This window comes from Streptomyces sp. NPDC005863, assembly GCF_042871345.1.
In the GTDB taxonomy this organism is placed as follows: domain Bacteria; phylum Actinomycetota; class Actinomycetes; order Streptomycetales; family Streptomycetaceae; genus Streptomyces.
Genome location: NZ_JBIAII010000008.1, coordinates 220480 through 243737 on the forward strand (window position 1 = coordinate 220480; position 23258 = coordinate 243737).

At 74.4% G+C, this 23258-nt stretch carries 27 protein-coding genes; 17 read left to right on the forward strand and 10 right to left on the reverse strand.

The genetic code is table 11. From position 1 onward, the window contains the following. The first annotated feature begins 50 nt into the window (after nt 1-50). Nucleotides 51-668, forward strand: a complete 618-nt coding sequence (locus tag ACFYO9_RS26840) for a hypothetical protein (RefSeq protein WP_355811384.1) — start codon at nt 51-53, stop codon at nt 666-668. A 119-nt stretch (nt 669-787) separates the two neighbouring features. After that, nucleotides 788-1378, forward strand: coding sequence for a hypothetical protein (locus tag ACFYO9_RS26845; RefSeq protein ID WP_358777256.1), 591 nt, complete (start codon nt 788-790; stop codon nt 1376-1378). 36 nt (nt 1379-1414) lie between these two features. On the opposite strand, the gene ACFYO9_RS26850 is transcribed toward ACFYO9_RS26845, so the two are convergent. Continuing rightward, nucleotides 1415-2797 carry a glutamate decarboxylase gene (locus ACFYO9_RS26850; RefSeq protein WP_358777255.1) on the reverse strand — a complete coding sequence of 461 codons (1383 nt, stop codon included), beginning with the start codon at nt 2795-2797 and terminating at the stop codon, nt 1415-1417. A gap of 162 nt (nt 2798-2959) precedes the next feature. On the opposite strand from ACFYO9_RS26850, the gene ACFYO9_RS26855 reads away from it, so the two are divergent. After that, entirely contained in the window at nt 2960-3217 is a 258-nt protein-coding gene (locus ACFYO9_RS26855) for a hypothetical protein (protein ID WP_358777254.1), read from the forward strand. Between the two features lie 96 nt (nt 3218-3313). After that, nucleotides 3314-3673: a hypothetical protein gene (locus tag ACFYO9_RS26860; RefSeq protein ID WP_358777253.1), complete on the forward strand. Its 360-nt coding sequence runs from the start codon at nt 3314-3316 to the stop codon at nt 3671-3673. Nucleotides 3674-3676: 3 nt separating this feature from the next. Here the strand turns inward: ACFYO9_RS26860 and ACFYO9_RS26865 are convergent, their stop codons facing one another. Continuing rightward, a complete protein-coding gene (locus tag ACFYO9_RS26865; RefSeq protein ID WP_358777252.1) occupies nt 3677-4912 on the reverse strand; it encodes an FAD-dependent monooxygenase in 1236 nt (411 codons plus the stop codon). A 241-nt stretch (nt 4913-5153) separates the two neighbouring features. Between ACFYO9_RS26865 and ACFYO9_RS26870 the strand changes: the two genes are divergently transcribed. The 3 genes from ACFYO9_RS26870 to ACFYO9_RS26880 all read left to right on the forward strand — a co-directional run bounded on the left by ACFYO9_RS26870 (nt 5154) and on the right by ACFYO9_RS26880 (nt 6862). Beyond that, nucleotides 5154-5510, forward strand: a complete 357-nt coding sequence (locus ACFYO9_RS26870) for a hypothetical protein (protein WP_358777251.1) — start codon at nt 5154-5156, stop codon at nt 5508-5510. Between the two features lie 224 nt (nt 5511-5734). Further along, a complete protein-coding gene (locus ACFYO9_RS26875) occupies nt 5735-6136 on the forward strand; it encodes an STAS domain-containing protein (protein ID WP_355810824.1) in 402 nt (133 codons plus the stop codon). 81 nt (nt 6137-6217) lie between these two features. Continuing rightward, nucleotides 6218-6862 carry a M23 family metallopeptidase gene (locus ACFYO9_RS26880; protein ID WP_358777250.1) on the forward strand — a complete coding sequence of 215 codons (645 nt, stop codon included), beginning with the start codon at nt 6218-6220 and terminating at the stop codon, nt 6860-6862. A gap of 10 nt (nt 6863-6872) precedes the next feature. On the opposite strand, the gene ACFYO9_RS26885 is transcribed toward ACFYO9_RS26880, so the two are convergent. Beyond that, complete coding sequence (locus ACFYO9_RS26885) at nt 6873-7154, reverse strand: hypothetical protein (protein ID WP_358709914.1); 282 nt, start codon at nt 7152-7154, stop codon at nt 6873-6875. A 226-nt stretch (nt 7155-7380) separates the two neighbouring features. Between ACFYO9_RS26885 and ACFYO9_RS26890 the strand changes: the two genes are divergently transcribed. Next, nucleotides 7381-7653, forward strand: a complete 273-nt coding sequence (locus ACFYO9_RS26890) for a chaplin (protein ID WP_355810816.1) — start codon at nt 7381-7383, stop codon at nt 7651-7653. An 84-nt stretch (nt 7654-7737) separates the two neighbouring features. Here ACFYO9_RS26890 and ACFYO9_RS26895 read toward each other — a convergent pair whose 3' ends face one another. From ACFYO9_RS26895 to ACFYO9_RS26925, 7 genes are all read right to left on the reverse strand, one after another. Continuing rightward, nucleotides 7738-8610 (reverse strand): tyrosinase family protein, encoded by an 873-nt coding sequence (locus tag ACFYO9_RS26895; RefSeq protein ID WP_358777249.1) that lies wholly within the window; start codon nt 8608-8610, stop codon nt 7738-7740. Between the two features lie 37 nt (nt 8611-8647). Then, entirely contained in the window at nt 8648-9052 is a 405-nt protein-coding gene (locus ACFYO9_RS26900; protein WP_355810811.1) for a tyrosinase family oxidase copper chaperone, read from the reverse strand. Nucleotides 9053-9083: 31 nt separating this feature from the next. Then, nucleotides 9084-9758: a vitamin K epoxide reductase family protein gene (locus ACFYO9_RS26905; protein WP_388666635.1), complete on the reverse strand. Its 675-nt coding sequence runs from the start codon at nt 9756-9758 to the stop codon at nt 9084-9086. Further along, the gene (locus tag ACFYO9_RS26910) at nt 9758-10258 is read right to left on the reverse strand and encodes a DUF5949 family protein (RefSeq protein WP_355810808.1); all 501 of its coding nucleotides are present in this window, start codon (nt 10256-10258) and stop codon (nt 9758-9760) included. The genes ACFYO9_RS26905 and ACFYO9_RS26910 overlap by 1 nt, the downstream gene beginning before the upstream one ends. A 269-nt stretch (nt 10259-10527) precedes the next feature. Next, entirely contained in the window at nt 10528-10806 is a 279-nt protein-coding gene (locus ACFYO9_RS26915; RefSeq protein WP_355811378.1) for a hypothetical protein, read from the reverse strand. A 155-nt stretch (nt 10807-10961) separates the two neighbouring features. Continuing rightward, complete coding sequence (locus tag ACFYO9_RS26920; protein WP_358777248.1) at nt 10962-11645, reverse strand: hypothetical protein; 684 nt, start codon at nt 11643-11645, stop codon at nt 10962-10964. Between the two features lie 169 nt (nt 11646-11814). Then, a complete protein-coding gene (locus ACFYO9_RS26925; protein WP_355810803.1) occupies nt 11815-12054 on the reverse strand; it encodes a chaplin in 240 nt (79 codons plus the stop codon). Nucleotides 12055-12441: 387 nt separating this feature from the next. Here ACFYO9_RS26925 and ACFYO9_RS26930 point away from each other — a divergent pair, with 387 nt between their 5' ends. The 9 genes from ACFYO9_RS26930 to ACFYO9_RS26970 are packed head-to-tail and all read left to right on the forward strand — an operon-like array spanning nt 12442 to nt 23231. Continuing rightward, the gene (locus ACFYO9_RS26930) at nt 12442-13521 is read left to right on the forward strand and encodes a DUF3344 domain-containing protein (RefSeq protein WP_358777247.1); all 1080 of its coding nucleotides are present in this window, start codon (nt 12442-12444) and stop codon (nt 13519-13521) included. 60 nt (nt 13522-13581) lie between these two features. Further along, nucleotides 13582-14727, forward strand: a complete 1146-nt coding sequence (locus tag ACFYO9_RS26935) for a glycosyltransferase (RefSeq protein WP_358777246.1) — start codon at nt 13582-13584, stop codon at nt 14725-14727. After that, nucleotides 14724-16226, forward strand: coding sequence for an exopolysaccharide biosynthesis polyprenyl glycosylphosphotransferase (locus ACFYO9_RS26940; RefSeq protein ID WP_358777245.1), 1503 nt, complete (start codon nt 14724-14726; stop codon nt 16224-16226). The genes ACFYO9_RS26935 and ACFYO9_RS26940 overlap by 4 nt, the downstream gene beginning before the upstream one ends. 3 nt (nt 16227-16229) lie before the next feature. Continuing rightward, nucleotides 16230-17672: an O-antigen ligase family protein gene (locus ACFYO9_RS26945; RefSeq protein ID WP_388666638.1), complete on the forward strand. Its 1443-nt coding sequence runs from the start codon at nt 16230-16232 to the stop codon at nt 17670-17672. Beyond that, the gene (gene murJ / locus ACFYO9_RS26950) at nt 17669-19444 is read left to right on the forward strand and encodes a lipid II flippase MurJ (protein WP_358777244.1); all 1776 of its coding nucleotides are present in this window, start codon (nt 17669-17671) and stop codon (nt 19442-19444) included. The genes ACFYO9_RS26945 and murJ overlap by 4 nt, the downstream gene beginning before the upstream one ends. Then, entirely contained in the window at nt 19434-20252 is an 819-nt protein-coding gene (locus ACFYO9_RS26955; protein ID WP_388666640.1) for a polysaccharide deacetylase family protein, read from the forward strand. The genes murJ and ACFYO9_RS26955 overlap by 11 nt, the downstream gene beginning before the upstream one ends. After that, nucleotides 20249-21463, forward strand: coding sequence for a glycosyltransferase (locus tag ACFYO9_RS26960; RefSeq protein WP_358777243.1), 1215 nt, complete (start codon nt 20249-20251; stop codon nt 21461-21463). The genes ACFYO9_RS26955 and ACFYO9_RS26960 overlap by 4 nt, the downstream gene beginning before the upstream one ends. Next, nucleotides 21460-22110, forward strand: a complete 651-nt coding sequence (locus tag ACFYO9_RS26965; RefSeq protein WP_358777242.1) for a Wzz/FepE/Etk N-terminal domain-containing protein — start codon at nt 21460-21462, stop codon at nt 22108-22110. Before ACFYO9_RS26960 ends, ACFYO9_RS26965 begins: the two co-directional genes overlap by 4 nt. Then, a complete protein-coding gene (locus ACFYO9_RS26970; RefSeq protein ID WP_358777241.1) occupies nt 22107-23231 on the forward strand; it encodes a GNAT family N-acetyltransferase in 1125 nt (374 codons plus the stop codon). Before ACFYO9_RS26965 ends, ACFYO9_RS26970 begins: the two co-directional genes overlap by 4 nt. The last annotated feature ends 27 nt before the right edge of the window (nt 23232-23258 follow it).

Below are 23258 nucleotides of genomic sequence, written 5' to 3' on the forward strand. Positions count from 1 at the left end.
CGTAGGATCGTCCGGGCATCGTGGGCGCTACGACGGGGGCGGGCGGCAGGTTGGGCATCGGGGAGCAACTGGTCACGGTCAGCGCGGTGTTGCTCGGCGCGCTGACCACGCACGGCACCAACCACCTGATGGAACGCAGCCGGAACCGGCACCAGTTGCTGACCCGCTGGGACAGCAAGAAGGTCGACGCGTACGGCGACTACGTGGACGCGACGAAGACCCGGATCGCGCTTGCCGTACGCGTCTACGAGGTCCGGGAGGGCCTGCGCGAGAGCGAGCGGACCGAACACGAACTACGCGAGGAACTGGCCGACGCCGGACGGGCCTGGGGCAGCGCCTTCGAGCGGGTCATGCTGCTCGGCGGCGACGACGCCATCGAGGCGGGCCACGACCTGAACGCCCTGGTCGCCGAGATCGACTGGCAGGCGACCGGCCGGATCGGCGGCACCCTCGCCGCGTGGCGGGAGCGCAACCGCGCCGCGTTCCGGGCCATCAACGCCTTCCACGAGGCGGCCCGGCAGGACCTCGGGATCCAGGGCAGCGTCCGGGGCGAGAAGCACCCCGAGCGGGACCTGCTGCTGCCGCCACGGGAGCGGGCGCCGGCGGCCGGGGACGGGGAGAGCGCGGAGAGCGCGGATGAGGGCGAGGGCGCCGGCCCCCGGCCGTGACGCCGAGCCCGCCCTCCATCGGCCCCAAGTCCCCTCGTACGTCTGGTCTGTTGACGCCGGACATGTCACCCTGCCCGACGTCCGGGACCCGGCGTCCCGCCGCAGACGAGGAGACGGCCATGAGCGAGCCCACGCCCGGCACAGCGGAACCCGAGGCCGAAACCGGGGAGGCCCTCCGGTCCTGCCACGCCGCGCGCGCCACCCGCGCCGCGTCCCGCGCGGCGGCCGTCTTCCACCACATCGAGCGCCACCCGCACACGCCCGACGCCGCCGCCGACACCGACCGACCCCAGGGCGAGCCGCCCCGCGACAACACCCTCTGGAAGGCCGAACACGCCGCCCGTGTCTCCGTCCAGGCCCTCGCCGTGCTCGCCGAGTCCGCCCCCGACCCGGCGGCGGACTCCCGCTGCGCGCGCAACGCGGCGGCCTCCGCCGCGCAGGCCGCCCAGATGGGGCAGGCGCACGACGGGGACGGCGAGGACGCCGTCGCCGCCTGCCGGGCGGCGCTCCGGGCCTCGCAGGCCGCGGCGGCCGCGGCGGGCCGGGGCGCCCTCGGCACCGACCCCGCGCTGAACGCCGCCGCGGACGAGGCCGAGGCGGCCGCCGTCGCCGCGGCCGAACGGGCCGGCTGGATGCGGCCCGGACAGCGGCTGCCGGAGGTGCGGGCCGGGATGCGCAGCCCGGAGCTGATGTCGATGATGCACTTCTGAACGACGCCGGCCGCGACGGCCCCGGTCCCGCCCGCCTCAGTGGTGGAACCCCGACGTCTCCGGCGCCCCCGTCGACCCGCCGGACAGCCGTTCCACCGCCGCCCGCAGGTCCTCGGCGAGCAGCATGATCTTGTCGTGCCCGATGCCGTGCCGGACCAGCACCCGCTGGATCACGGTCTCGTGGCGCTCCGGCGGCAGCGGGTACGCCGGGACCTGCCAGCCCCGCGTCCGCAGCTGCTCGGTCAGGTCGTACAGCGTGAACCCGGACGGGGAGGTCCCGCCGGTGAGCGTCCAGGAGACGGCGGGCAGCGCCCCGCGGCCGTCGTAGAGCAGGGTGAACGGGCCCATGTCCGCCACCTCGTCGGCCAGCGCCCGCGCGCTGGCCGCGCACGCCTCGTACACCTTGCGGTAGCCCTCGTGGCCGAGCCGCAGCAGCGTGTAGTACTGCGCGACGATCTCGCCGCCGGGCCGGGAGAAGTTGAGGGCGAAGGTCGGCATGTCGCCGCCGAGGTAGTCGACGCGGAAGACCAGGTCCTCGGGGAGGTGGTCCGCCGTGCGCCAGACGATCCAGCCGACCCCGAGCGGCGCCATCCCGTACTTGTGGCCCGATGAGTTGATGGAGACGACCCGCGCCACCCGGAAGTCCCAGACGAGGTCCGGCTGGAGGAAGGGCGCGACGAAGCCGCCGCTGGCCGCGTCCACGTGGACCGGCACGTCGAGGCCGGTCTCCGCCTGGATCGCGTCGAGCTCGGCGGCGATCTCCGCGACGGGCTCGTAGTCGCAGGTGAAGGTCACGCCGAGGATCGCCACGACGCCGATGGTGTTCTCGTCGACGTACTCGCGCAGCTGGTGCGGGCGCAGCCCGGTGGCGCCCGGCTCCAGCGGGACCTGGCGCAGCTCCACGTCGAAGTAGCGGGCGAACTTCTCCCAGCAGACCTGCACCGGGCCGCAGACGAGGTTGGGCCGGTCGGCCGGCTTGCCCGCCGCCCTGCGCGCCTCGCGCCAGCGCCACTTGAGGGCGAGCCCGCCGAGCATGCCCGCCTCGCTGGAGCCGGTGGTGGAGCAGCCCATCGTGGTGTCCCCGTCCGGGGCGTTCCACAGGTCGGCGAGCATGTGCACGCACCGGGACTCGATCTCGGCGGTCTGCGGGTACTCGTCCTTGTCGACCATGTTCTTGTCCAGGCACAGGTCCATGAGGTGGTGCACCTCGGGCTCCGCCCAGGTCGTGCAGAACGTGGCGAGGTTCTGCGAGGAGTTGCCGTCGAGGGCCAGCTCGTCGCCGACCATCGCGGCGACCGCGCGCGGGTCGGAGCTGTGCTCCGGGATCCGGTGGGCGGGCAGCCGGCGCGCGCTGATCGGCGTGCTGTAGACGTCGTCGTACGCCTGACGGGTCCCGGCGGACACCTTGTGCAGCCCCACGATGGCGTTCCTTTCACCTCAAAACGGACATTCTCGGGTCCCCACCTTCACAGACGGGGGCGGAGAACGGGGGAACGGCACAGATCGCTCGGACGGTGGAATTGCCCGGATTCCTGAGGGCGGCGGCGCACCCTCACGGGCCGTTCGACCGTTTGAGAGACCATGAACAACTCCACGCGCATGCTCGCCTCCCTCTCCTTCGTCGCCGCCGCTGCCGCCGCCGTCGCCACCGCCGCCCCCGCCCAGGCCGCCGTGGCCGACGAGGGCAACCGCCACATGGGCCGGGTCGTCGGCGAGGCCCTGTCCGACCCGACCGGGACGGGCAAGGAGGTCCTGGACGCGGGCAAGACCGGGCTCACGGTCGCCGAGATGGGCCTGAAGTCCGTGAAGACCAGCTCGCAGTCCTTCCAGTCGCGGTAGCCGGTCGCGGCGGTCCGGTCGCGGTGACCTCCCGCGCCGCCCCTCGGTGGCCCCGTCGCTCAGGACACGGCCGGGGCCCCGGGGCAGGATGGGGACGTGCTTACCGTGCTGGTCCTGGTCGGGCGAGAACAGGCACAGGACCTGATCGCCCGGATCGAGAGCGTCCCGGACGTGTGCGTCCTGTCCCACACCCATGACAGCGGCCTCGCCCTGGCCCGCGCCCGGGTGCTGCTGCCGGACGTGCTGATCCTCGACCTCAGCGCCTGCTTCTCCGGCGACGCCGCCTCGGTCGTCCACCGGGCGCGCCTGCTCGGCCTGCCGAGCGAACTGGTCGTCCACGCGGGAGACGCCGTCATCGGCTCCGTCTCCCCCGGCGGAGACGCCGACCCCGCCGCGGAGAGCGAGCCGGGCGGCCTGATCCGTACGCTCACCCGGCTGGCCCGCGCCCGGCGGTAGCCGTCACTCTCCCGACCGTCCCCCGTCCGCGCCGCGCCTGCTCTGCAGGGTGCGGGCCAGGCGCGGCCCGAGGCGCTGCTTGAGCCAGCGCAGGGCCTGCAGCCGTCCGACGGCCTGGTCCAGGTGGAAGTAGAGCTGCGGCGGCACATAGGGCAGCAGCGGCGAGTGGCGCTGGCCCAGCAGGGCGAACATCTGGTGCGGCTCCAGACCCATGTAGCGCGGCAGGTTCTCGTACCACTGGGCGCTGTGCCGGGCGGCGCTCTGCACCGAGAGCAGGGCCTGCTTGCGCTCCCTCTCGTACGCGGCGAGGGCGGCGGGCAGCTCCGCGGGCCCGGCGATCTTCCCGAGCGCGCCGGCCAGGCTCATCGCGTCGCGCAGCGCGAGGGAGGTGCCGGCGCCGATGGAGTAGTGGGTGGTGTGCGCGGCGTCGCCGATCAGGGCGAGATGGCCGTGCGACCAGGCCGTGTTGGTGACCGTGGGGAAGATCTGCCACCGGGCGTGGCTCTCGCCGTCCCTGCGGCCGAGCAGCGGGTGGCCGTCGAGCGGGGCCGCGAACAGCTTCTCCAGGTGCCGCAGGGCCTCGGCGTGGTCGAGCCGGTCGAACCCCAGCGCACGCCAGGTGGTGTCCGAGCACTCCACGACACAGGTGCTGTGCTCGTCGCTGTAGCCGTACGCGTAGCACCAGATCCAGCCCTCGTCGGTCTCGACGAAGGCGAAGGTGAACTCGGTGAACACCCGGGTCGTGCCGAGCCAGATGAAACGGTTGGCGCCCCTGGTGACCCGGGTGCCGAACGCGTCGGCGTGCGCGGTGCGCAGCCTGCTGTGCGCGCCGTCCCCGGCGACGACGAGGTCCGCGCCCGCCAGCTCGCCGACGTCCGCGATCTCCCGGCCGAACTCCAGCCGCACCCCCAGGGCGCGGGCCCGGTCGGCGAGGATCGACCGCATCCGGTGGCGGCCCACGGCGTGTCCGGGGTCGGAGTCGTGGGCGGTGGTCCGGTCGCCGACGTGGGCGAAGCCGCCCCGCCAGCGCACGGAGTGCTCCTCGATCAGGCGGGCGGACTCGGGGTCGTGGGCGTACAGGTCGGCCAGCAGGTCGGGCCAGTAGGTCACGCCCCAGCCGTGGCCGTCGCCGGCCGCGTGCCGCTCATGGACCGTGATCTCGTGGTCCGGATCCCGGAGCTTGGCGAGCACGGCCAGGTAGAGGGAGGCGGGGCCGCCGCCCACACAATCGATCTTCACGCACGCTCCTGCGTTCGGTCGTAAGGAGGAGGGGCAACGCGGAGGACCAACGTATGCGGGGGCGCCCCGTCACGGCCGAAGGCGGACGCGGTGTCGTCGTTCTGCCGGACGGACGGGTGAATTGCCGCCCCGATTCACCGACAGGTGCCCGTACGTCACGGGCGGCGCGTTGATCGTCAGATACGACTGGCCTTTCGCACGCGACCGGCCCTTCGAGCCGCCTCCGTAAGGAACACCCCCCATGCACCGCACCCACCGGCGCCACTTCTCCCTGTCCCTGCTGGCGAGCGCCGTCTCCGCGCTCGGCGCCCTGGCCGCCCCGCCCGCGGCGGCCCAGGCGCTCGTCCCGCCCACCCCCGCAGCGGCCGCACCCCCGGCCGGCCACGCGGCCCACACCGACGGCCAGGAACCCCCCGCCGGCCACCCCGGCCACCCCGCACCGGCCCCCGAGCCGGCCCTCGGCTCCACCCCGCGGGCGCCCCACCTCGCGGAGACCGGGACCACCTCGCGCCTCATCGCCCTGGGCGGCGCCGCGATCGTCCTCGTCGCACTCGGCACGTGGCTCAGGCACCGGGCCCGTCACATGCGCCGCGACTGAGGGCCCGTCTTCGGACCCCCGCCGGAGCCCCGCCGGAGCCCCGCGATGATGGCCGGAGTGGCAGGGGTGTCAGCTGTGACTTGTCCGTAGTGGCTGACGTCTTCCTGTCGATCCTGTATACCCGCAGAGAGCAGATCGTCCGCGCCGCTCCGGACCCGACGCCGCGACGGCACCCTTCGAGGGCCCCTGGAGGTGTGATGGGTACGCCGCCCCACCGCTTGGCCATGTCGCGCATCGCGCACTCCGACGTCTGCGCCGTCCTGCGGCTCAGCGGCGAACTCGACCAGGCCTCCGAGAAGTTCTTCATGGACACGGTGGCGGGCACCGTCGACGCGGGCCACCGCCACATCGTCCTCGACGTGACCGCGCTGACGTTCTGCGACTCCCGCGGCCTGAACTGCCTGCTCGCCCTGCACTGGCTGCTGCGCCGCCGGGCCGGCGACCTGATGCTCGCGGGGGTGGGGCGCCGCCTCGCCACACTGCTCGAACACACCGGGAGCACCTCCCTGTTCACCTCCCACACCTCGGTCGGCCAGGCCCTGCGCTCCCTGCCGGAGACCGCCCGCCCGCACTGGCCGCCGCCCGCCGAACGCAGCACGGACGAGGGCGTCGCCCCGCCCGCCTGAGCGACGGCGCACCCGAACGGCCGTACGCCAGGCGGCTCACCCGAGATGCGGGCCGGGCCGCGCACCAGTGTGCTGGCGGACATGGAACACGACATAGCGAGCGCGCCGGACCCGGTCCTCACCCGGCGCCGGGCGCTGGGCACCGCCGTGGCGCTGCTGGCCGGCGGGGCGATGTGGCCGGCCCCCGCCCGCGCCTCCGTCCGCCGCGACCACGACTGCACCGACGAGTACGACGCCGAGTTCGAGGACGCCCTGGCCGCCGCCGACGAGGAGTTCGGCGAAGAGGGCATCCGCAGGCTCGCACAGGACCCGCCGCAGAAGTACGCGATGCCGCTGCGCCGCACCTTCCGGGTCAGCGCCGCCTACGGAGTGCGCGGCGACTGGCTCGCCGGGCACCACACGGGCATCGACCTGGCCGTCCCGCAGGGCACCCCGGTGTACGCGGTGGGCGCGGGCGTCGTCCTCGTCGCCGGCTGGTCGGGCGCGTACGGCAACGCCGTGACGGTGCGGATGCCCGACGACCACTACTCCCTCGTCGCCCACCTCTCGCGCGTCTCGGTCCGGGTGGGCGCGGAGGTGCGGGCCGGGACGCTGCTGGGCAAGAGCGGGGCGACCGGACGCGCGACGGGCCCGCACCTCCATCTGGAGATACGGGCCCGTCGCGGATACGGGTCGGACATCGATCCGGTGAAGTACCTCGCCGGACGCGGGGTTCAGCTGCTGTGACCGGTGCCGGTCACTGAACGGCGGGCAGCGCGTTCGTGACCGGCGCCACCAGGTCGGTGAGCTGGTGCAGCTGGTTGAGCTGCTGGACGCCGCCGAGCTGGCTCTCCACGGTCGGCACCTTGGCGCGCTGCTCCGCCGGCATGCCGGACGTGCCCAGCGCGTCGAGGGCGCCCACCACCGAGGGCGAGGCCGTGTCCTGGGTGGGCGTGGCCGCGTGGGCCGCCGGGGTGGCGAGGGCCGCTGCTCCCGCGGCCAGCGAGACGGCGGCGATGAGTCGTCGTGCTGATGTCATGTTTTCAGAACCGGCGGAACGGGCCGAAGGACACGGCTTTCCCCGTGTCCTCACTCAGGAAGCGCATTCGCCACGCGCCCGGCGAAACCTTGTCGCATTCCGGGAATCGAAACGGCATGCCTTCATTCGAACCGCCGGACGCCGTGACCTCGGCTCGACGGAGGCCGTTAGAAAATATGCGGCTGCGTGTCGGCAGCCGCTCTTTCCCGAACTTAAGGAGAACGTGATGTCTCGCATCGCGAAGGCTGCCGTCGCCACGCTCGGCACCGGTGTCGTCGTCCTGGCCGGCGCGGGTGTGGCCGCGGCGGACGCCGATGCGTCCGGTGCCGCCGCCAACTCCCCCGGTGTGCTCTCGGGCAACCTGCTCCAGGTCCCGGTCAACATCCCGGTGAACGTGTGCGGCAACACCGTCGACGTCATCGGCCTGCTGAACCCGACGTTCGGCAACACGTGCGTCAACCCGGGCGGCAACCACCACGGCCCCGGCTACGGCGGCTGAACCGGCCCCGACAGGCCCCCGGCACGCGTTGCGCCGGGGGCTTCGTCATGTCCGGGCCCACAGTCCAGGGCCCCCCGGATCGGGCTAGGTGCCGTAGGTGTACTGCCCCTTGTGCGAGAGCAGCGCGTCCGGGGCGACGTCCCACGGCGGCATCGGTTCGTGGCGGGCCACGATGCGCTGGTACTGGTCGTCGCCGAGCTCGGGCGGGCGGGCCGGCAGATAGGGCGCGGAGCGGGGGTGGCGGCGCTGCCAGCGGTCCCAGAGCAGGTCCACGAAGGCGTGGTTGAGCCAGAACACCGGGTCGTTCACCGAGGCGCCGCCCAGCATGTGCCCGCCGACCCAGCGGTGGACGCGGTTGTGGTTGCGCCAGCGCTCCTTGCCCTGCGCCGACGTCCAGCCCTCCAGCTTGTTGCGGAACCCCTCGGGCGAGGTGGAGTCCCAGGGCTCGACGTCGTAGCGGCCGTCCGCCATGGCCCACTCCAGGTCCCGGGGCGTGGGCAGGTCGACGGGGTCCTGGGAGCGGCCGAGGTCGCGGGTGAGGAACTCGCCGTCGGTGACGTCCTCCTTGATGGTCCAGTTCCCGTTCTTGTGGGCGAAGGGACCGGTCATGACCTGGCGGTCGGAGCGCCGTCCGTTGCCGCCCATCAGGTCGGCGCCCCACAGCGAGCCGCCGGTGGTCCGGTTCTTGGTCCAGTCCCAGTACGGGACGGTGACGCCGGCGTCGATCTTCTGCAGGGCCCGTTCGAACTCCAGCAGGAAGCGCCGGTGCCAGGGGAAGAACGAGGGCGCCATGTGGGCGACGCGCAGTTCCCGGTCGCCGTCCGACACGTAGAAGTCGATGTGCGTGCGGACGAACTCGTCGTACTGACCGCGCCGCTTGAGCTTCAGGACCGCGTCCACGAAGCGGCGCCGCTCCGCGCGGCTGAGGCTGCTCTGGTTCCTGCGCGTGGCGGCCATGGCCGTCCCTTCTGCGGTGGGGGCAGGGAGCTGCGGCTCAGTGGCCGCGGCCGGTCAGGGCCCGCAGGGGCCCGAGTGCGTCGACGGCTCCGCGCGCGGCGGCGAGCGGGGTCGGGTGGGACTCGTAGTGGTCCACCATGCTGAGGTAGCTGCCGTCCGCGCGGCGCATCAGGCCGAGCGGGCGCCCGTCGACGGTGACCTGCCAGCCGCCGGGTGCGGACGCCTCCTGAGCGGCCGCGGGGCCGCCCTGGATGCGCCGGCCCTGATACAGCTCGTCGAAGGGCGTGCCGTCGGCCGGACCGGGCGCGCCCGGCACCGCCGGGACCGGTACGGGTGGTTCCGGTTCGGGCGGGTCGGGCAGCGAGCGGACGACGCCCGCGGCGCCGAGGAGCGCGGCCGCCGCGGTCCCGATGAGGTGGCGGCGGGTGATCGGCTGCTTCATGGGGAGGGAATCGTCCTTTCGCCGCGCGAATTCAGCTGGTCCAGAAATCCCACCAGCGCGTCAGGATGAGCATCCCGACGACGCCCATGTGCAGCACGGGAAGGGGCCAGGTGAATTCGGCCAGGAATACGCGCAGGCCCCTCGGGGCGGGCAGGAATCCGCACCGCACGTTGTGGGACGTCACGTACCAGAACATGAGGATGGTGGCGGCCCAGGCGAGACAGCACCACAGGCACAGCGAGTGGATGCGGTAGAGGGACTGGAACTGCAGCCAGGAGCAGAACGCGACGCCGAACAGCGTGCCGGCGTGGAAGGTCAGCCAGTACCAGCGGGGAAAGCGCGCGCCGCCGATCAGCCCGGCGCCGATGCCCATGACCACGGCGTACGCGGCGAGGCCCAGCATCGGGTTGGGGAAGCCGAAGACGGAGGCCTGCGCGCTCTTCATGATGTTCCCGCAGGCGACCACGGGGTTGAGGCTGCACCCGGGGACGAAGTTCGGGTCCTCGAGCAGCTTGTTCTTGTCGAGGGTGATGACCCAGGCCGCGAGCAGCCCCGCCGCCCCGGTGACCACCAGGAGCAGGCCGAACATCCGGCCCGCCGCCTGCCCCGGTACGGCGTCGGCGGCGGGCGGCGCGGCGGCGGACGCACCGGGTCCGCCGACCGTCTGGAGCGGCACCCGGTGCGCGGGTGCGGTGGTGTGCCGCATCAGCGCAGGCTGCGCGCGGGGAGCAGGCAGTGCGCGGCGTTGACCATGGTCTCCTCGTCGCCGGCGAACGCGGCGAGGACCTCTTCCGGCACCGGCTCACCCGGGGTGGCCTCGGGCCACGCGCGCGTGGTGGCCATGAAGTAGGCGTGGCCGCGCTGCTTGACGGCGGCGAGCCACTCCGGCGGCACCCCGCACTGGGCGTTCAGGTGGGGCATGTTGACGACGGCGTGGTCGCCCTCGACGAGCAGGTTCACCGGCAGCGAGGGGGTGCGCGCGCCGTCGACGACGGGGCCGCCGACGGGCAGGCCCGCCCCGTCGAGCAGGGTGCGGAACGCCTCGGCCGTGGCCTCCGGGCCGCCCTCGGCGTCACCGAGGGAGTAGGCCAGGAGGAACGGCATGTCCTTCTCGTCCTCGGGGTGTTCGCCGCTCCAGGCGAGAACAGCAACGGTTCCCAGATCGGTTACGCGGAAGGGGCGCCGTTCGCTGGAAGTAGAGGTCATGGAGGGAACCGTATAGACGGGGGCGGGCCGGTCCGGCGCCGTTGTCACCCATGTGGCCCATCCGGGGCCCGCCATCACACGATGGGGTCAACCGGTCGGCGGCCATGCGTGCGCGCGGCCGAACTGGCTTTCCTCGGACGGGTGTCCGGGGCACGGCACACCGAAGGGCCGGTCCGTGGAAGAGGTGACCGGCCCTTGCGTGTCTCGGACGGCGCCCGGCGGGCGGGGTACTGCGGGGGGTGCTGTGCGGGAGGTGCCGCGCGGCGGTGCTACTTGCCGAGGGGGAGGCCGCCCAGGAGCCGGGTGGGGCCACCGGCGGAGTTCAGGCCGTCCGCGATGTCCGCGACCGTGTTGACGACGGAGTCCTTGTTCTCGGTGTCGAGCATGTTCGTGCTGACCGGCTTGGCGTCGAGCAGGGCCTTGCCGGCGATGGTGTCGAGACCGCCGTTCAGGCTGGTGGGCGTCAGGTCGTCGGCGAACGCGGGCGCGGCGGAGCCGGCGATGGCGAGCGAACCGGCAAGGACAGCGACAGCCTTCAGGGCCTTCATCATGTTCCTTTCTTTGGCAACGCGTGTCGCCTTGGGGAGCACCGTCCAGGCATCTTCTGCCTGTTGTCTCTCTTCTCCGGTCCTAACGAGCGCAGACCGGTACGGAAACTCTCCGGTTCACAACTTCCCGCGACCCGCTCCGGCGGGCTGTGGCGTCAGAGCGCGGGCGCCCACGGCGGGGCGGCGGCCGGCGGCTCCGCCTTGGGCGCGGGCGGCTTGGGCAGGCCCGGCAGGTTCGGCGCGGGCAGCCCACCGCCCTGGAGGGTGGCGGCGACGGTGTTGACCAGGCCGGTGAGGACCGGCGGGACCGCGGCGACCAGCGCCTTCGGGTCCCCGGCCGTGGCGGCCTTGAGCAGGGCGTCGACCGACTTCTGCAGGGCGGCGACGGCGTCGGCCTTGGGGTCCATCAGGGCGCGGCCGTTCAGACCGTGGGAGTCGTGCTGGGCGCCCATGGCGGGGGGCTGGGGCGCGGCGGGCGTCTGCGGCAGCGCGGCGGCGGGGTCGCCCGCCGCCTTGGCCGGCGGCTTGGCGGCCGCCGCGAGCGCCTTCTTCACCGCGTCCGCGTGCTTCTTGACGTCCTGTGGGGGCAGCTTGCCGTCCTTCGCCTTGAGCACCGCGGTGAGCAGGTCCGTGACGGGGGTCAGCACACCGCCGAGGCCGCTCAGCTGCTGGGCCTGCCCGAGCAGGGCCTTCGGGTCGGGGGCCGGGGCGGTCCGTGCGGCCGGGGTCTCGTCACGGGAGGTGTCACCGTGCGCGGCCAGGGCCGGTCCTGCCGCGCCGATGAGCAGCGCCGCGCACAGGGCGGGGGTCGCGATACGCCGTACAGGCAGAGCGCGCATAGGTCATTCCCTTTCGGTGATGCGTCGGATCCTGTGATCACCGTGGGATCGGCCTACGCGCCCCGCAACCGGGGAACGGCCAATTGCCGCCGCGGCGGCCGGATGCCGTACGAAAGGCGGAACGGCCGCCCCCGCGGTGCGGGGACGGCCGTTCCGTTCGGACGGTGCGTCAGTCGTTGGCGCACTGGTTGCCGAACGCCGGGTTCAGCAGGCCGATGACGTTGACGCTGTTGCCGCAGACGTTCACGGGAACGTGGACCGGAACCTGCGCCGCGTTGCCCGAGATCACACCGGGGGAGTTGGTGGCGGCACCCTGCGCGCCGCTGTCGGCGGCGGCGACGCCCGCGGATCCGGCCACGGCGGCGGCGGCGACGGCGGACAGGGCAAGAGCCTTGGTGGTACGCGACATGGAGTGCTGCTCCTTGGTGATGTATCGAAGGGCGGGAGGGATCCCCGTCCGGAGGGATCAACTGCCAACCGGTGCGGCGAGTTGTGCGCCCAGACGGGTGACGCTGCGCGGCGTCCGCGCTGACGCGGCCCGATCGGATCCCGGTGCAGGTGGGGGCGTCGGCGCGGTTCGCGATGGCGCGTTTCATGCCTGCGGTCGCCCATCTGCCACACCCTTCACCGTTCCGACACACGGCCCGAGGTTGACGGAACGGCCCCTGGGAGGGGCTACAGTTGCGCTTCTCTTGAGGGCATTCCACTCATAAGCGTTCAGATTCGTTCAATTCATACGAATCACTCCACTCCGCTGTGGTTCAGACACTCCACACCTCGGAAGGCCAACGCCGTCATGCGTCACTCCCTGGGCCTGCGTCGCGTGTTCGTCGTCGCCCTCGCACTCGCCGCCTGCCTCGCGACGACCGGGACCGGCTCGGCCGCCCCGCCCGGCGGCGAGAGGGCACGCATCGATTTCGCCCAGCGGTACAGAGCGCTGCAGCACGGCGGGGTGGTCAGGGCCGCCAACACGTCGATCACCTGCGGCACCCCGGTGACGCGCGAGGCCTCCTGCGACGGGGCGCGGGCCGGCGTCGCGGGCGTGAACGACGACTTCGAGATGGCCTACGTCGACGTCGACGACGACCCGAACACCTACAACTCCAGTACGGCGGAGGTCCGTCTGCCCCCGCGCTCGCGCGTGTCGTACGCGCGGCTGTACTGGGGCGGCAACCTCAGGGTCGGCGAACAGAAGCCGCCCAAGGACAACGGCCGGGTGCTGATCGCCGAACCGGGCGGCCGCTACAAGCCCGTCGTCGCCGACACCCCGGTCGGCCACCGCGTCACCGACGGCACCGACGCCTTCCAGGCCTCGGCCGACGTCACCCGCCTGGTGCGCTCCTCGGGCGCGGGCGCGTACACCGTGGCCCAGGTCAACGTCGCCAAGGGGCACTCCAAGGCCGGTGCCTGGGGCGGCTGGACGCTGGTGGTGGCCTACGAGAACGCGGCGCAACCACTGCGCACCATCGCCCTGTGGGACGGCTTCGACGCGATCGGCGCGGGCGGCCACCGGCAGACGGTACGGCTGCGCGGCGTACCCGCCCCCACGACGGGCGGCATCGTCGGCGTGGTGGCCTACGACGGCGACCGGGGCCGGCTCGGTGACACCGTCGGCGTGTCGGCGGGACGGGGCCCGGTCGTGCCGCTGACGGACGACGCCAACCCGGTCGGCGACGCCCTCAACTCGACCATCAGCGAGCCCGGACAGCCGATCCGCAGAACCCCCGCCCACCCCAGCACCCTGGGCTACGACTCCGACGTCTACCCGCTGACCGGAGGGCCGGGCGCGCGGCGCGGCGATCTGACGGTCCACCTCTCCTCGCAGGACCAGGCGTGGGCCGGGGTGGTCTTCGCCGCCGTCGACGCGCGGCGATAGCGCGTGTTACCCCGACCCCGCACTCGGCTTTGCGTTGCCACTGACTCAAGGGAGTCGCGCATGCCTCTGCCCATCGCACCCACTCCCCCGCGGATCCTGCACGTCAGCCAGCCCGTCGACGGCGGCGTGGCGCGGGTCGTCGTCGATCTGGCCGCGGCCCAGGCCGCGGCCGGCACCGAGGTGCACGTGGCCTGCCCGCGCGAGGGCTTCCTGCCCCAGGCCCTCGCGGGCCTCGGCGTAGGCGTGCGCGTCCACCCCTGGACGGCGTCCCGCTCCCCCGGCCCCGGGCTGCGGGCCGAGACGCGGGAGCTACGGCGCGTCGTCGACGCGGTGGGTCCCTCGCTCGTCCACGCGCACAGCGCCAAGGCCGGGCTCGCCGCGCGTCTCGCGCTGCGCGGCAGCGTCCCCACCGTCTTCCAGCCGCACGCCTGGTCGTTCGAGGCGGTGGGCGGCCTCACCGCGCACCTCGCCCGGCTCTGGGAGCGGCTCGCGGCGCGGTGGACGACGCGGATCGTCTGTGTCAGCGAGGCCGAGTGGGTCACCGGGCGCCGGGCCGGCGTCGACGGCGCGTACACGGTGATCCCCAACGGCGTCGACACGGACCGGTTCGCCCCCGCGGGCCCGGGCGAGACGTCCGGCGCCCGGGTGCCGCTGGTGGTGTGCGTCGGCCGGCTCTGCCGTCAGAAGGGGCAGGACGTGTTGCTGCACGCCTGGCCGACGGTGGCCGCGCAGGTGCCCGAGGCGCGGCTCGTGCTGGTCGGCGACGGCCCGGAGGCGGAGCGGCTGCGGGAGCGGGCGGGGCCGCGGGTGGCGTTCGCCGGGGAGGCTGCCGACGCCGCGCCCTGGTACCGGGCGGCCGACGTCGTCGTCCTGCCGTCCCGCTGGGAGGGCATGGCGCTCGCCCCGCTGGAGGCCATGGCCTGCGCCCGCCCGGTCGTGATCACCGACGTCGACGGGGCGCGGGAGAGCTTGCCCGCCGCCCACCGCCCGCACGCCCTCGTACCGCCGGAGGACCCCGCGGCGCTGTCCCGCGCCCTCATCGCCCTGCTGCGGGACGAAAACCTCCGTGACTCGTTGGGGCAGCGGGGCCGTCAGCACGTACTGGACCACCACGACGCGCGGCGCACCGCCGCCGCCACCGACGCGGTGTACGGCGAGCTACTGGGCACGGCGCCCACCGGACAGAGGGAGTGCACCACCTCGTGAGCGCGGAACGGACCGTCGCCTCCTCATCGGGTCAGCCACGGCAGGACATCCAGGCACCGCCGGGGACCTTCGTCGTCGCGCCACGCGAGGCCATGGGCCCGCGGGCCGGCACCTCCGCGCGGCGGCCCGCGCGGCGCCGGCGTTCGGCCGCCGCCCTGGTGGCCGTCGACTGCGCCGCCGCCCTGCTCGGTCTGCTGCTGCTCGACGAGCCGCGCCACCAGGCCGTCCTCGCGCCGCTGCTGATGGTTTGTGTGCTGTTCCTGAACGGGCAGGGCCGGCTGTACGCGTACGTGGCGCTGCCCGCCGACGCCCTCGCCCAGGTGCCCTCGCTCGTCGGGCGGATCGCGCTCGGCTGGTGCGTCACGCTGGTCCTCGCCTCCGCCCTGCCCCTGCCCGCGCCGCCCGCGCCGGGCACCCTGGCGGCCGCGGCCGCCGTGCAGTGCCTGCTCAGCCACTGCGGGCGCACGCTGGTCCACCGCCACCGGCGGACCGCCACCGTGCGCAGGCCCCGGCCCGCCCTGGTGGTCGGGCCCGCGGGGCCGGCGCGGGCCGTCGCCGCGGCGCTGCTGCGCCGCCCCGGCTGCGGCGTGCGGCCCGTCGGCATCGTCAGCGAGACCCCCGAACCGCCGCGCGAGGACGCCCCCGACGTCGCCGCGGCGCCCGGCTCCTGCCCCGAACTGCCGGTCCTCGGCACCGAGGACGAGCTGCACCGCGCCGTGATCCAGAACGACGTGCGCGCCGTCTTCCTGCTCACCGACCGCGGCCCCGGATCCGCCGGGCTGCTGCCCGCGCTGAGCGGCCTCGGCTGCGACCTGTGGGAGCTGGAACCGCGCTGCCCCGACCTCGCGCCCGCGCCCGGCGGGCCCCTGCGGTACGTGGCCGGCTTCGCCTGCCGCCCCCTGACGCCCACCCGGACCCGCCCGACCGGCCCCGGCAAGCGGCTCCTCGACATCGCGGTGTCGGGCGTGCTGCTGCTGGTCGCCGCGCCGGTGCTCGCGGCCTGCGCGCTGGTGCTGCGGGCCGTGGAGGGGCCCGGCGTGATCTTCCGGCAGGAACGCGTCGGCAAGGACGGGAAGTTGTTCACCCTGCTGAAGTTCCGCACCCACCGGCCCGCCGACCCGCAGGAGGCGGCTACGCGGTGGAGCGTCGCCGACGAGCACCGCATCAGCCCCTTCTGCCGGTTCCTGCGGGGCACCTCGCTGGACGAGCTGCCCCAGCTGTGGAACGTGCTGCGCGGTGACATGAGCCTCGTCGGACCGCGGCCCGAACGGCCCTTCTTCGTCGCCCAGTTCAGCCAGATCCATCCGTACTACGCCCAGCGGCACCGGATGCCGACCGGCATCACCGGGCTCGCCCAGATCCACGGACTGCGCGGCGACACCTCCATCGAGGACCGGTGCCGCTTCGACAACGCCTACATCGACAGCTGGTCGTTCTGGCAGGACCTGTGCATCCTGCTGCGCACCCTCGGCTGCCTCGTACGCCGCACGGGGAGCTGAGCCGTGGCCCACATCCCGTCCCCCGCCCTGCCCGCACCGCGCCCGCTGCCCGCGCCCGGCCCCGGCGCCCGCCCGTACGAGGCGGCGCTGCCCTGGCTGCGGCGGTACGCCCCGGTCCTTCCCGTGGTGCTCGTCGTCGCGCTGCTCGCGCTGCCGGTGCCGGCCGATGGCGGCTCCGCCGACGGCGGCGGCACCGGGACCGTGGCCGACGCGGTGTCCGCCCTTGTCGTCGGGCTCTGCGTCGTGCGCGCCGTGCGGACCGGGCGGCGGCCGCTGACCCGGACCGCCGCGGTCCTGCTCGGGATGCCGGTCCTCGGCATCACCGTGGCGGCGTTCGGCGCCTCGTCCGGGTCGACCGGTGTCGCCGGGGCCGCCCGCTATCTGCAGATCTTCGTGCTGGTCCCGGCGGCGGTCCTGATGCTGATCCGCGACGCCGCCCAATTCCGGTTCCTCGCCTGGTCGTTCGTCGGCCTCGGGCTGTATCAGGGCGTCATCGGGGTGCACCAGAACCTCACCGGCACGGGCGCCTCGTACATGGGCGAGGACATCCGTGCCGTGGGCACCTTCGGCTCCACCGACGTCATGGGCATGGCCACGGTCGTCTCGTACGGGCTCGTCTGCGCGCTGGCGCTGGCCTTCCGCCCCCGCTCGCCGCGCCAGCGGACCGCGGCCGTGGGGTGCGCGGCGCTGCTGTTCGTACCGCTCGCCCTGTCGTTCAGCCGCGGGGCGTGGATCGCCACCGCGGCCGCCTGCACGGCGGTGCTGCTGCTCGCCGGGGTGCGCCGGGCGGGACAGGTGCTGTTGGCCGCGGGCGCGGCGGCGGTGGTCCTGGTGGCGGGGTTCGGGTTCGGCTCGGCGATGCTGCAGGAGCGGCTCAGCAGCATCACCCAGGTCACCGACGCCCCCGACCAGTCGGTCATCGACCGCTACACGATGTGGGCGGCCTCGGCCGACATGTGGCGCGAGCACCCGGTGACCGGGGTGGGCCTGAAGGGCTTCCCCGAATACCGCGACAGCCACGCCTCGTTGGCCCTGTCCTCCGGCAGCGACACGGCGGGCGCGGGCTCCGGCTTCGTCCGCCAGCCGCTGCTCTCCCCGCACAACATGTACCTGCTCGTCCTCGGCGAACAGGGCCTGCTCGGACTGACCGCGCTGGTCGGCGGCTGGGCGGGTCTTGTGGTGTGCGCGGTGCGCAGGTGGGGCCGGCAGCGGGTCCGGCGGGGCGGGCCGGGCGGTCCGGGTGGTCCGGGCGGTCACGGTGGGCAGGGCGGGCCTGAGCTGGACTGCGCGCTGGTGGCCTGCGGCCTGCTGGTCTGGCAGCTGATCGACTTCATGTACGCGGACATCGGCGGCCCCTCCACGGTGCTGACCGCGGTGGCCCTCGGCGCGGTGGCGTGGTGGGCGGTGGGCGCACGCCCCCGGCCGGCAGGGGCGGGCACGCGATGACGACGACACGTCCGGAGCCGGGTGCGGCGGTGCCGACCGGGGCGGGAGCGGAACCGCAGGTCGCGGATTCGCCGGCAGCCGGTTCGCCGGTCACGGATCCGCCGGTCGCGGAGGGGGTGGCTCCGCGTACGGCGGTCGTCGGGAAGCCCTCCGGCACGTACGCCGGCCCCCTCGGCGACAAGGCCCCCGGCCGGACCGGCACCTCGTTCCTCGCCAAGGCCGCGCTCGTCACCGCCCTGCTGTCCGTCGCCGGGTCGCTGCTCGGGCTCGTGCGCGACCAGGCGCTCGCGCACTTCTTCGGTGCCGGGACCGACACCGACGCCTTCCTCGTGGCGTGGACCCTTCCCGAGCTCGCGGCGACGCTGCTCATCGAGGACGGCCTGGCCTTCTTCCTCGTACCCGCGTTCAGCCTGGCGCTCGCGCGGCGCGCCGACGCGGCGCCCGGGGCCGCCGACCCGGTCCACGCGCTCGTACGGGCCTCGCTGCCCCGCATGACGCTCTGGTTCACCGGCGCCGGCGCCCTGCTCGTCGTCGCCGCCCCCGCCCTGGTCGCGGTCCTTGCCCCCGGCCTGCCCGACCCGCAACCGGCCGTCGACTGCACCCGGTTGACCGCCACCTGCGCCCTGTCCTTCGGCCTCGCCGGCTACTGCAGCGCGGCCCTGCGGGCCCACCAGCGGTTCGCCGCGCCCGCGGCCGTCTACGTCGCCTACAACACGGCCATCATCGCCGCCCTGTTCGCGCTCGCCGCACCCCTGGGCGTACGGGCCGCGGCGGCGGGCGTCGCCGTGGGCGGCGCGCTCATGGTGGCGGTCCAAGCGCCGTCGCTGTGGCGGCAGTTGAGGTCCGCCCCGGCCGCCACCCCGCAGACCGCGCCCGGGGCCGCACCCGCCCCGTCCCCGACCGCACCGGCCCCCACCCTGCAGACCGCCATCATCTGGACCGTCCTGACCTTCGCGCTGTGCCGTCAGTCCCAGGTCCTCATCGAGCGGTTCCTCGCCTCCTCCCTGCCCGCCGGGGCCATCTCGCACCTGAACTACGCGCAGAAGGTCGCGCAGATGCCGATGACCCTCTCGCTCATGCTCTGCACCGTCACCTTCCCCGTGGTCGCCCGCGCCCTGGCCGACGGCGAGACCGAGCGCGCCCGCAAGCGCGTGGAGCGCGACGTCGTCCTGGCCGGCGGCATCGTGCTGCTCGGCGCCGCCGCGGTGATCGCCGCCGCGCACCCGCTCATCGAACTCCTCTTCCAGCGCGGCGCGTTCACCGCCAGGGACACCGCCGCGACCGCGTCCGTCATGCGGGTCTACGCGCTGGGCCTGCTCGGGCACACCCTGGTCGGCGCGCTCGCCCGCGCGCACTTCTCCGTCGCCCGCACCACCTGGATCCCGCTGTACGCGATGTGCGTCGGCGTCGTCACCACCGCCGGCATCGGCTTCCTGACCGCGGGCACCTGGGGCGTCCACGGGATCGCCGCGGCCAACGCCACCGGCATCTGCGTCACCGCGCTGCTCCTGCTGCGCGGCACGGGCCCGCGTACCGTCCCGATCCGGATCCGCGCCGTCGTCGGGCAGCTGGCCCGGCTCGTGCTCGCCGCCGCGGGCGCGGCCGCCCTCGGCGCCGCGTGCGCCGCGCGGGTGGCCGAGCCCGCCGCCGCCGTCCTCGCGAGCTTCACGGCCGTGACCGTCTCCTTCGTGCTCCTGGGTCTGCTCCTGGGGGCGCAGCCGTGGGCGTCCGCCCTCCGCTCCGTGACCGGAAAGCTGCGTCATGTCCGTTGACCTCACCCCGCCCACCCCGCCGACTCCCCCGACCCCCTCCACCTCCTCCGGTACGGAGCCGTTCCTGCGGTTCCGGCCGCCCCGCACCCCGGCGTGGGTGGCGATGTACCACTCCGTCGCGGACCCCGCCGAGGACCCGTACAAGATCACTGTCGGGCCCGAGCGCCTCGCCGAGCAGCTGCGGTGGATGCGGCGCCAGGGGCTGCGGGGCGTGTCGATGAAGTACCTGTTCGAGGCGTGCGCGCAGGGCCAGGAGCACAACCTCGTCGGGCTCACCTTCGACGACGGCTACCGCGACTTCGTCGACCAGGCCCTCCCCCTGCTCCGGCAACACGACTGCACCGCCACCCTGTTCGTGCTCCCCGGCCGGCTCGGCGGCGACAACGCCTGGGACCCGGAGGGCCCGCGCAAGCCGCTCCTCGACGCCGACGGCATCCGGCAGGTGGCCGAGAGCGGCATGGAGGTCGCCTCGCACGGGCTGACCCACGTCGACCTGACCCGGGCCGACGACCGGCAGCTGCGCCGCGAGGTCGGCGGCAGCCGGGCGGCGCTGTACGAGCTGACCGGCCGCGAGGTGCAGGGGTTCTGCTACCCGTACGGGCACGTCGACGAGCGGGTGATCGGCGCCGTCCGCGAGGCCGGGTACCGCTACGGGTGCGCCATCGCGCCCGGCCCGCTCGCCGGCCCCCTCGCCCTGCCCCGCGTCCACATCGGCCACGACGACACCGCCTGGCGGCTGCGCCTGAAGCTGCGCACCAACCGGCTCAGGCGCCGCGTCCTCGACCGCCGCTCGGCGGTGTCGGGGTGAGGGTCCTGCACATCATCACCGGCCTCGGCGTGGGCGGCGCGGAACAGCAACTGCGCCTGCTGCTGCGCCACTTGCCCACCCCCTGCGACGTCGTCACGCTCACCAACCCCGGCGCCGTGGCCGAGGGCATCACCGCCGACGGCGTCCGCGTGACCGACCTCGCCATGTCCGGCAACCGTGACGTGACGGCGCTGCCGCGCCTGGTCCGGCTGATCAGGGACGGCCGGTACGACGTGGTCCACACCCACCTCTACCGGGCCTGCCTGTACGGGCGGATCGCGGCGCGGCTGGCCGGGGTGCGGGCGGTGGTGGCCACCGAACACTCCCTGGGCGACTCGCAGATGGAGGGCCGGCCGCTGGGTCCGGGGGTGCGGGCCCTCTATCTGGCCGGGGAGCGGCTCGGCCGGATGACGGTCGCGGTCTCCCCCGCGGTCGGCGCGCGGCTGCACCGGTGGGGCGTGCCCCGCCAGCGCATCCGGGTGGTGCCGAACGGCATCGAGGTGGAGCGCTTCCGGTTCGACCAGGCCGCCCGTGACCGTACGCGCAAGCAACTCGACCTGCCCGACGGGGCGTTCGTGGTCGGCGGGGTGGGGCGGCTGGCCGCGGGCAAGCGGTTCGACGTGCTGCTGCGCGCGGCCGCCGCACTCCCCGAGGACGTCGTCGTCCTGCTGGTCGGGAGCGGCCCCGAGGAGACGGCCCTGCGCCGACTCGCGGTACGGCTCGGTCTCGCGCACCGGGTCCGGTTCGCCGGCGAGTCCACCCACGAGGCGGCGACGCGGGAGGCCGGGCCCGGATCCGCGCCGGGTTCGACCGACGGGGGCGGGGCCGCCGACCCCGTACCCGGCCTGACGGACCCCGTACCCGACCTGCCCTCGCTGCTGTCCGCCATGGACGCGCTCGCCTCGCCCTCCCCCGAGGAGGCCTTCGGCCTTGCGCTGGTGGAGGGCCTGGCCAGCGGTCTTCCCGTGCTGTACGCGTCCTGCCCCGCCCTGGAGAGCCTCGCCCCCGGCGAGCGGCCCGGCGCCGCGTACTGCCCGAGCGATCCGGCCTCCTTCGCGCGGGCCCTGCACGGCCTGCGCGGCGACGTCCCGCCGCACCGCTCGGCCCCGGCCGCGGTACGGCACTACAGCATCACCCGAAGCGCCGAGCAGCTGATGGGCGTGTACGCGTCCCTCGTGCCCGGCCCGACCCCGGAGGTGAACCCCCGATGAGCGACTCCGTGAACGAGCGCCCCCGCACTGCCCTTCTGCGCGCCCGCCTCGCACGGCTGCCCCGCTGGTGGGTGCTGCCGGCGTGCGCGGCACTGGGGACGGTGGCCGGTGCCGGGTACGGCCTGCTGCAGACGCCTCAGTACACGGCGACGAGTTACGTCATCGCCGTCCCCCAGGAGAAGGCGGACCCGGCGACCGCGCTGGCGTTCGCCCAGGCGTACGGCCGGGTCGCCACCCAGCTCGCCGTGCTGGCCGACGCGCAGGTGGCCGCGGGCATGTCGCCCACCCAGCTGCAGGACAGCGTGAAGGTGGCCACCTCGCCCGACGCCCCGATGATCGCGGTCTCGGCGACCACCGCCGCCCCGGACACCGCGGCCGTCACCGCCAACGCGGTCGCCCGCTCGCTGGCCGGCAGCGCCAACCACTCCAAGGACAGCACCCAGGTCAAACTCCTCGCGTTCTCCCGCGCCCTGGAGCCGAACGCCCCCTCCTCGCTCTCCGCCGGGGTGACGTCCCTGGTCGGCGGCTGCGCCGGCGGGCTGCTCGGCGGCCTCGCCCTGCTGGTCCGCCCGCGCGCCAGGACCGAGGCGGTGCCCGGCGCCTCCGTTCCCGGCCCCGCGTCGGCCCTGGTGAGGAGCGCCCCATGAGCGACGCCATGGTGGACACGCGGCCCCGGGCCGAACTGTGCGTGGACGAGGACGAGTTCGAGGCGCTGGCCGAGCCGTGGAGCCGGCTGTACCGCTCGTGCCCGGCGGCGACACCGTTCCAGAGCCACGCCTGGCTGTCGTCGTGGTGGCGCTCGTACGGCGTCCCCGGCCGGCTGCGCGTGCTGCTCGTCCACGACGGCGGGCGGCTGATCGCGGCGGCGCCGCTGATGCGGGTCGACCGGCCCGTGCCCGCGCTGAAGCCGCTGGGCGGCGCGATCTCCGACTTCACGGACGTCCTGCTCGACGGCTCCTGCTCCGAGGAGGGCGTGGACGCGCTCCTGTCGGGCCTGTACGCACTGGCCCGTACCGCCGTGATCGACTTCGGCGAGGTGCGGCCCGGCGCGTGCGTCGAGCGGCTGTACGAGCGGTGGCCGGGCCCGCGCAGGACGCTCGCCGACTCCGCCTGCCTGGAGCTGCCCGCGCTGCCGATGGACGACCTGCTCAAGCGGCTGCCGACACCGCGCGCCCAGCGCACCCGGGCCAAGATGCGCAAGCTGGCGGCGCTGGGCGTGGAGAGCCGGGTCGTCCCGGTCGAGGAGGTGGAGACCTCGGTGCGCCGGCTGCTGCATCTGCACCAGCTGCAGTGGCAGGGGCGCAAGGTGACCACCGAGCACCTCCAGCCGCGCTTCCACGAGCACCTGCTCCGCTCCATGCGCCCGATGGTCGCGGCCGGCGAGGCGGTGGTGACCGAGTTCCGGCTGGACGGCGAGGTGCTGGCCGCGGACCTGACGCTGCTCTCCGGCACGCTGGCGGGCGGTTATCTGTACGGCGCGCACCCCCGGCTCAGGGAGCGCAAGGTGGACGTCGCCACGATGCTCCTGGACGCGTGCACCCGCCACACCGGCGGCGAACACCCCCGCGCGCTGAGCCTGCTGCGCGGCAACGAACCGTACAAGCACCACTGGCGGCCCGAGCCGGTCACCAACCGGCGCTATCTGCTGGCCCGCAGGCGCACCGCCGCGCTGGCGTCGGCGGTGACCTGGGGCGTCTCGGGCCGCGAGTGGGCGAAGCGGCGACTGCGCGAGCGCCGGGAGCGCCGCGACGGCGGAGCCTCGTCGTGACGGCTCCGGCCACCGCGGCGGGCCCGC

Excerpts from the sequence above, each read along its gene's own strand:
- ACFYO9_RS26845 (WP_358777256.1), top strand. The coding sequence starts at position 788 with ATGAGCGAGCCCACGCCCGGCACAGCGGAACCCGAGGCCGAAACCGGG.
- ACFYO9_RS26855 (WP_358777254.1), top strand. The coding sequence starts at position 2,960 with ATGAACAACTCCACGCGCATGCTCGCCTCCCTCTCCTTCGTCGCCGCC.
- ACFYO9_RS26870 (WP_358777251.1), top strand. The coding sequence starts at position 5,154 with ATGCACCGCACCCACCGGCGCCACTTCTCCCTGTCCCTGCTGGCGAGC.
- ACFYO9_RS26875 (WP_355810824.1), top strand. The coding sequence starts at position 5,735 with ATGTCGCGCATCGCGCACTCCGACGTCTGCGCCGTCCTGCGGCTCAGC.
- ACFYO9_RS26880 (WP_358777250.1), top strand. The coding sequence starts at position 6,218 with ATGGAACACGACATAGCGAGCGCGCCGGACCCGGTCCTCACCCGGCGC.
- ACFYO9_RS26885 (WP_358709914.1), bottom strand. The coding sequence starts at position 7,154 with ATGACATCAGCACGACGACTCATCGCCGCCGTCTCGCTGGCCGCGGGA.
- ACFYO9_RS26890 (WP_355810816.1), top strand. The coding sequence starts at position 7,381 with ATGTCTCGCATCGCGAAGGCTGCCGTCGCCACGCTCGGCACCGGTGTC.
- ACFYO9_RS26895 (WP_358777249.1), bottom strand. The coding sequence starts at position 8,610 with ATGGCCGCCACGCGCAGGAACCAGAGCAGCCTCAGCCGCGCGGAGCGG.
- ACFYO9_RS26900 (WP_355810811.1), bottom strand. The coding sequence starts at position 9,052 with ATGAAGCAGCCGATCACCCGCCGCCACCTCATCGGGACCGCGGCGGCC.
- ACFYO9_RS26905 (WP_388666635.1), bottom strand. The coding sequence starts at position 9,758 with ATGCGGCACACCACCGCACCCGCGCACCGGGTGCCGCTCCAGACGGTC.
- ACFYO9_RS26910 (WP_355810808.1), bottom strand. The coding sequence starts at position 10,258 with ATGACCTCTACTTCCAGCGAACGGCGCCCCTTCCGCGTAACCGATCTG.
- ACFYO9_RS26915 (WP_355811378.1), bottom strand. The coding sequence starts at position 10,806 with ATGAAGGCCCTGAAGGCTGTCGCTGTCCTTGCCGGTTCGCTCGCCATC.
- ACFYO9_RS26920 (WP_358777248.1), bottom strand. The coding sequence starts at position 11,645 with ATGCGCGCTCTGCCTGTACGGCGTATCGCGACCCCCGCCCTGTGCGCG.
- ACFYO9_RS26925 (WP_355810803.1), bottom strand. The coding sequence starts at position 12,054 with ATGTCGCGTACCACCAAGGCTCTTGCCCTGTCCGCCGTCGCCGCCGCC.
- ACFYO9_RS26930 (WP_358777247.1), top strand. The coding sequence starts at position 12,442 with ATGCGTCACTCCCTGGGCCTGCGTCGCGTGTTCGTCGTCGCCCTCGCA.
- ACFYO9_RS26935 (WP_358777246.1), top strand. The coding sequence starts at position 13,582 with ATGCCTCTGCCCATCGCACCCACTCCCCCGCGGATCCTGCACGTCAGC.
- murJ (WP_358777244.1), top strand. The coding sequence starts at position 17,669 with ATGACGACGACACGTCCGGAGCCGGGTGCGGCGGTGCCGACCGGGGCG.
- ACFYO9_RS26955 (WP_388666640.1), top strand. The coding sequence starts at position 19,434 with ATGTCCGTTGACCTCACCCCGCCCACCCCGCCGACTCCCCCGACCCCC.
- ACFYO9_RS26965 (WP_358777242.1), top strand. The coding sequence starts at position 21,460 with ATGAGCGACTCCGTGAACGAGCGCCCCCGCACTGCCCTTCTGCGCGCC.
- ACFYO9_RS26970 (WP_358777241.1), top strand. The coding sequence starts at position 22,107 with ATGAGCGACGCCATGGTGGACACGCGGCCCCGGGCCGAACTGTGCGTG.